Genomic DNA, 6845 nt, shown 5'->3' with positions numbered 1-6845 from the left:
GTGTTGTTGATCCACGACGTGGTCGGCACGGGGGTGTGGCCGTAGACGACGGCGGCGCGAACCCGGTCGCATCTGTCATGCCGTCACCCCAGCTCAAATTTCTGCCGTTGAACGGCCGAATTGAGGCCCGACTCTACCTCTTGAAAGTCGAGTTGGGTGAGCCTAGGGTCCATCCGCACGCCACTTCCCGGGCCGGTCCCCGGATCGCCTCGGGCCAACAGAGGAGCCGTGTTGATCGTGAAACGATTCAGAACGTCCCGCAGACGGCGGGCCGCGGCCGTGGCAACCGCCGCCGCCGCCCTGGTCGCCGGGCTCGCACTCTCCCCCACCGGGGTCTCCCCCGCCGCCGCGGCCGGCACCGACGGCCCCAACCCGGCCTGCCCGTGGGTGGGTTCGACCGCGCCGGTGAACACGCGTACGGCGCAGGTGCTGTCGAAGATGACCCTCGACGACAAGATCGCGATGGTGCACGGCTCCGCCGCGGGCCCGTACACCGGACTGGTCCCCGGCAACAGCCGGCTGTGCATCCCCGCGCTGAAGATGCAGGACGGCCCGACCGGCGTCCGGATGAGCGACACCACGCAGCTGCCGGCCGCGGCGAACGTGGCCGCGTCGTTCGACCCGTCGGTGGCGAGGTCCTACGGCTCAGTGATCGGCGCCGAGGACAAGGCCAAGGGCGTCGACGTCGACCTCGGTCCGACGATCAACATCGTCCGCGACCCGCGCTGGGGCCGGGCGTTCGAGTCGTACAGCGAGGACCCGTACCTGACCGGGCAGATGGGCGCCGCGGACATCGAGGGAATCCAGGGGCAGGACGTGATGGCCCAGGTCAAGCACTGGGCGGTGTACAACCAGGAGACCAACAGGAACACGCCGTCTGACAACGTTATCATCGACGACCGCACCGTCCGGGAGATCTACACCAGCGCGTTCGGCGCGGTGGTGGCGCAGTCCGACCCGGCGTCGGCGATGTGCTCGTACTCCACGGTCAACGGCACCGACGCGTGCGCGAGCGCCTACCTGGACTCGATCCTCAAGGACGACTTCGGCCTCAAGGGGTTCATCACCTCCGACTGGGGCGGCACGCACAGCACGGTCGCCACGGCCAACGCCGGTATGGACATGCAGATGCCGGACGCCTCGTACTTCGGCGCCGCGCTCAAGACCGCCGTGCAGAACGGCCAGGTGGCGCAGAGCCGGCTGGACGACATGGTCACCCGCATCCTGCGCGAGCAGTTCCGCTTCGGGTTCTTCGAGCACCCGTCCAAGGACACCCCGGACGCCGACGCGTCCACGGCCGCGCACGTCGACACCGCGAGGAAGGCCGCCGAGGCCGGCACCGTCCTGCTGAAGAACTCCGGCGGCGTGCTGCCGCTGAACTCCCGCAAGGTGAAGTCGATCGCGGTGCTCGGCGACGGCGCCGGCGTGGACACCATGACCGCGGGCGGCGGCAGCGCGTCCGTCGGCGGCACCGGCACCGTCACCCCGTACGACGGGATCAAGGCGCGGGCCGGCGCCGGGACCACCGTGTCCTACGCCCAGGGCGGCAGCGGCCCCGGCGGTGAGCTGCCGGCCATCGACAGCTCGTACCTGACGCCGGCGTCCGGCAGCGGCCACGGGCTGCAGGGCGACTACTACACCAACACCACGCTGGCCGGGGACCCGGCGGCGACCACGACCGACCCGCAGGTCGACTTCAAGTGGAACGGCCAGGCGCCCGCCGCAGGCGTGTCCGGTGGTTCGTTCTCCGCCAAGTGGACCGGCACGATCACCCCGCCGGCCACCGGCACGTACACGTTCGGGATCACCAGTGACGACGGCAGCCGGCTGTTCATCGACGGCAAGCAGCTCATCGACAACTGGCGGGACCAGGGCAGCACCACGCAGACCGCGCAGGTGGACCTGACCGCGGGCAAGCCGGTGCAGGTCGAGATGGACTACTACCAGTCCGGCGGCGACGCCGTCGCCGAGCTGGGCTGGACGCCGCCGGGTGCGGGCAGCCCGCTGGACCAGGCGGTCGCGCTCGCGGCCAAGTCCGACGTGGCGGTCGTCTACGCCAACGACTTCGAGAGCGAGGGCAGCGACCTGCAGAACATCGACCTGCCCGCCGACCAGAACAAGCTGATCTCCGCGGTCGCGGCGGTCAACCCGAACACCGTGGTCGTGCTGAACACCGGCTCGGCCGTGACCATGCCCTGGCTGGACCAGGTCAAGGGCGTGCTGGAGGCGTGGTACCCGGGCCAGCAGGCGGGCAACGCGATCGCGTCGCTGCTCTTCGGCGACGTGAACCCGTCGGGCAAGCTGCCGGTCACCTTCCCCACGTCGCTGGACCAGGTGCCGGCCTCGACCGCGGCGCAGTTCCCGGGCGTGAACGGCACGGTGGAGTACTCCGAGGGCCTGAACGTCGGCTACCGGTGGTACGACACGAACAAGCTGACGCCGCTCTTCCCGTTCGGCTACGGCCTGTCCTACACGTCGTTCGGCTTCTCGAACCTTCGGGTGGGGCACACGCTCAGCGAGAAGGGCACCGTGCCGGCGAGCGTGGAGGTGACCAACACCGGCAGCCGCGAGGGCGCCGAGGTCGCGCAGCTCTACCTGACCGACCCGTCCTCGACCGGTGAACCGGCCCGCCAGCTCAAGGGGTTCCAGAAGGTCGACCTCAAGCCGCACCAGAGCAAGCGGGTGACCTTCGAGATCAGCGCGCAGGACGCGTCGTACTGGAGCACCGACGCGCAGGCGTGGGAGCTGGCCACCGGCAGGTACACCGTGCAGGTCGGCGACTCCTCGCGGGCCCTGCCGCTGTCGGGCGCCTTCCAGGTGACCAGGAACTCGGGGCCGCGCTTCACCAAGGTCTCGGCGCCGGCCACCGCTGACGGCGGCGGCACCCTGTCGGTGAAGACCACGTTCACCAATGCCTCGACGCAGAGCGTGAGCCAGGCCGCCACCCAGCTCACCGTGCCGGCCGGCTGGACGAAGAAGGCGGTCACCGCCGCCACCTTCCGCAAGGTGCCCGCGGGCGCCTCGGCCACCACCACCTGGCAGGTGACGGTGCCGGCCGGGACCGGGGGCGGTGCGGCCACCCTCGCCGCCACCACCGCCTACAGCGGCTCCCGCGGCCTGCCGCCGGGCACCGGCAAGGCGACCGTGCAGATCGCCTACGCCGACCTCGCCGCGGCCCGCGACACGGTGGGCGTCACCGACGACGCCGACCAGACCCCCGGCAACCTCGACGGAAAGGGCTACAGCTTCTCCGCGCAGGCGCTGGCGTCGGTCGGCGTCACGCCCGGCGGCCAGGTGACCGCCGGCGGCGCGACGTTCACCTGGCCCGACGTGCCGGCCGGCCAGGCCGACGCGGTCACCACCGGCGGCCAGCTCGTCAGCCAGTCCGGCTCCGGCTCGGCGCTGTCGCTCCTGACCGTCGGCACCAACGGCACCCAGACCGGCAAGGTGACCGTCACCTACACCGACGGCACCACCTCCACGTCGACCCTGAACGTCTCCGACTGGTACAGCAACGCCGCGGGCAGCGGCTGCACGCTGGTCGTCACCACCCCGCACTGGAACCGGCCGGCCGGCAGCACCAACCCCGCCGACCAGAAGGTCAGCCTGTACGCGGCGTCCGTGCCGCTCAGCAGCGGGAAGCAGGTGCGGTACGTGACCCTGCCGAGCAACCCCGAGTTGCACGTCTTCGCCACCGCCATCAGCTGACCTCCGGTCGGCAGCGGAGCCGTGGGCGGGCGGTCGACCGGCCGCCCACGGCGCCCGCGCGGGCGAGAACCCGCCACCGCGAACTCGGTCCTGAGGCTTGACGCGCATGTGGGAGTCCGGTGACATGTGCGGGAATTGCTTGGAAAAAGTTCGTTGTTGTTCAACTGTCGACCGCCGAGCCCGTGCTGACGATCGGTCCGTGACCGGTCGTTCAGGGGCGTGCGGTGGTCCAAGGCAAAGGACATGCATGCGACCACGGCACGAAAGACTCCGGCGAACGGTGACCGGCGTGGCCCTTTCGGCACTGCTGGGCAGCGGACTGGTCGTGGCGGCAGCCGCACCGTCCACCGCCGCACCGTCCACCGCGGCCCGGCACTCCGCCACACAGAACCCCACCACCGCACAGAACTCCAACGGCAGCTGGACGGTGGACGACCCCGGCCGCTCGACGCTCACCGCGCAACTCGACCTGGACTCCGCGGGCGAGCTGCACCTCGCGGTCGACCGCGGCAGCGCGCCGGTGCTGCTGCCGGGCCGGCTCGGCATCCGCACCGACCAGCACGACCTGACGACGGGTCTGCGGCTGGTCAGGCGGCAGGACCGCACGGTCCACGAGTCCTACCGGATGACCACCGGCAAGCAGCTGCGGACCTCGGCCACGATGCGGGAGGCGACCTTCACCTTCCGCGGCTCCGACGGTGCCCGACTGGGCGTCGCGGTACGGGTGTCCGACGACGGCGTCGCCTACCGGTACCTGCTGGACGGCAAGGGCCCGGTGACCGTGACCGGGGAGTCCTCGACGTTCGAGCTGCCGACGGACGCCGACGCCTGGGTCCAGCCGTACTCGCCCAGCTACGAGACCGAGCGGACCCAGACCACCGCCGGCGCGGCCAACGCGGCGCAGCCCACATCCTGCACCGGCGACACCTGCGCGTTCGGCTACCCGACGCTCTTCGAGGTCGGGAGCACCTACGTGCTGCTGACGGAGGCGGACGTCGACGGCCGGTACTCCGGCAGCCACCTCGACCACGTGGCCGGCAGCGGGGCGTACTCCGTCGCGCTGGCGGACGACGCGCCCGTCACCTCGAACGGACCGCTGGCGACGCCGTGGCGCACCGCGATCGTGGGCAGCCTGGACACGCTGGTCGGCTCCACCCTCGTGAACGACCTCGCGCCGCCGGCGAAGTTCCAGGACACCTCCTGGATACGGCCGGGCGTGGACGACTGGTCCTGGCTGAGCGACGGGTCGAGCCCCGGTGACTTCGACCGGCAGAAGGACTTCGTGGACTACGCGGCCGCGCACGGCCTGCCGTACACGCTGGTGGACGCCGGCTGGCAGGCGAGCTGGGTCCCCGAACTGGTCCGCTACGCGCGGGCCAAGGGCGTCGACGTGATCCTGTGGTTCGCCTGGACCGACCTGAAGACCCAGCAGCAGCGCGACACCTGGTTCGCGAAGCTCAAGGAGTGGGGCGTCGCGGGCGTCAAGGTCGACTACATGGACTCCGACGCGCAGTCCACCTTCCAGTGGTACGACGCGATCCTGCACGACACCGCCAAGGACAAGTTGATGATCGACTTCCACGGCGCGACGATCCCCCGCGGCCTGCAACGCACCTGGCCGCAGGTGATGAGCGTCGAGGCGGTCCGCGGTGAGGAGAACGGGCAGAACCCGACCCGCGACATCTTCCTCGCCTTCACCCGCAACATCGTCGGCTCGATGGACTACACCCCGACGTGGTTCTCCCGCCCGAACCGGCAGGACTCCCTGGCGCACGAACTGGCGCTGCCGGTGGTCTACGAGTCCGGCTGGACGTCGCTGGGCGACAACCCCGAGGGCTTCGCCGCCCAACCGGTGGCCGAGAGCTACCTGGAGCAACTCCCCACCACCTGGGACGAGACGCACCTGGTCTCCGGCGGGCCCGGTCCGCAGCCGGCCGGCGACCGGCAGGCCGTCATCGCCCGCCGCAGCGGCGACCGCTGGTTCGTCGGCGGCATCCTGGCCGGCGCGAGCGACACCATGACGGCGCCGCTCGGCTTCCTCGGCAAGGGCACCTGGCTGGTCGAGACGATCGGCGACAGCGACGGCCAGTTGCAGCGCACCGTGCGGACGGCCACCGCCAAGGACACCCTGTCGGTGCCCGGCGCGGCCAACGGCGGCTTCGTCGCCCTGGCCTGCCCCGCCACCAAGGGCCGCACCGACTGCGAGAACCCGGTGGTCACCGCGCCCGCCACGTCCCTGACCCTCGACCCGTCGACCGCCACCGCGGGCCCCGGCGCGAAGGTCGGGATCGACGCGGCGTTCGAGCTTCCGCAGGGCACGGCCCTGCGCCAGGTGCGCCTGACGGTGGACCGCGACCGGCTCCCCGCGGGCTGGAGCGCCACCGGCCGGGACGTCACCGCCGGCTCGCTGCGGGCCGGCCGGGCGCTCGACGGCCACTGGACCGTGACGGTCGGCAAGGACCAGCCGGGCGGCGAGGTCGACGTGCCCGTGGTGGCCACGTACGCCGACCCGGCCGGCGGGAAGGCCCCGCCGGTCCACGTCGAGCAGGTCGTGCGGGTCTCCATCCCGCTGCACGGCACCGTCTACGCCAGCGATCAGCCGTTCCTCACCGAGACCAACGGCTACGGGCCGGTCGAGCGCGACCAGTCCAACGGCGAGGCCGGCGGGCAGGACGGCCACCCCCTGACGATCGACGGCACCGTGTATCCGAAGGGCCTGGGCATGAACGCGCCGGCCCAGGTGCAGATCGACCTCCAGGGCCGCTGCACCCGCTTCGAGGCCCACGTCGGCGTCGACGACGAGACCGGCGGCCAGGGCAGCGTCACGTTCACCGTGCTCGGCGACGACGGCAGGCAACTCGCGTCCACCGACGTGGTGCGCGGCGGCCAGAGCGCGGTCGACCTGAGCGTCGACACCACCGGCGTGCACACCCTGAGCCTGGCCGTCGGCGACGGCGGCGACGGCAAGAACTACGACCACGCGGACTGGGGGCTGGCCCGGCTCACCTGCGTGAACTGACCACCGCGGCAGCACCGAGCGGACACCCGCCTCGGGCGCCTACGGCCGGGCCCGCACGCTGTGGCTGCTGGACCGGGCGGCGGCCGCGAAGATCCCCGCCGAGCTGTTTCCGGCGGCC

The 6845-nt window shown here is 71.7% G+C and carries 2 protein-coding genes; both read left to right on the top strand.

Annotation, left to right across the window (positions count from 1 at the left end):
• The first annotated feature begins 237 nt into the window (after positions 1-237).
• A complete protein-coding gene (locus AB0399_RS40000; protein ID WP_366414635.1) occupies positions 238-3708 on the top strand; it encodes a glycoside hydrolase family 3 C-terminal domain-containing protein in 3471 nt (1156 codons plus the stop codon).
• Between the two features lie 289 nt (positions 3709-3997).
• Positions 3998-6727: a glycoside hydrolase family 97 catalytic domain-containing protein gene (locus AB0399_RS39995; protein ID WP_366414634.1), complete on the top strand. Its 2730-nt coding sequence runs from the start codon at positions 3998-4000 to the stop codon at positions 6725-6727.
• The last annotated feature ends 118 nt before the right edge of the window (positions 6728-6845 follow it).

Source organism: Streptomyces sp. NPDC088194, from assembly GCF_040702025.1.
In the GTDB taxonomy this organism is placed as follows: Bacteria; Actinomycetota; Actinomycetes; order Streptomycetales; family Streptomycetaceae; genus Actinacidiphila.
The sequence above is the reverse complement of the archived record's forward strand: the minus strand, read 5'-3'. Positions and strand labels throughout refer to the sequence as shown.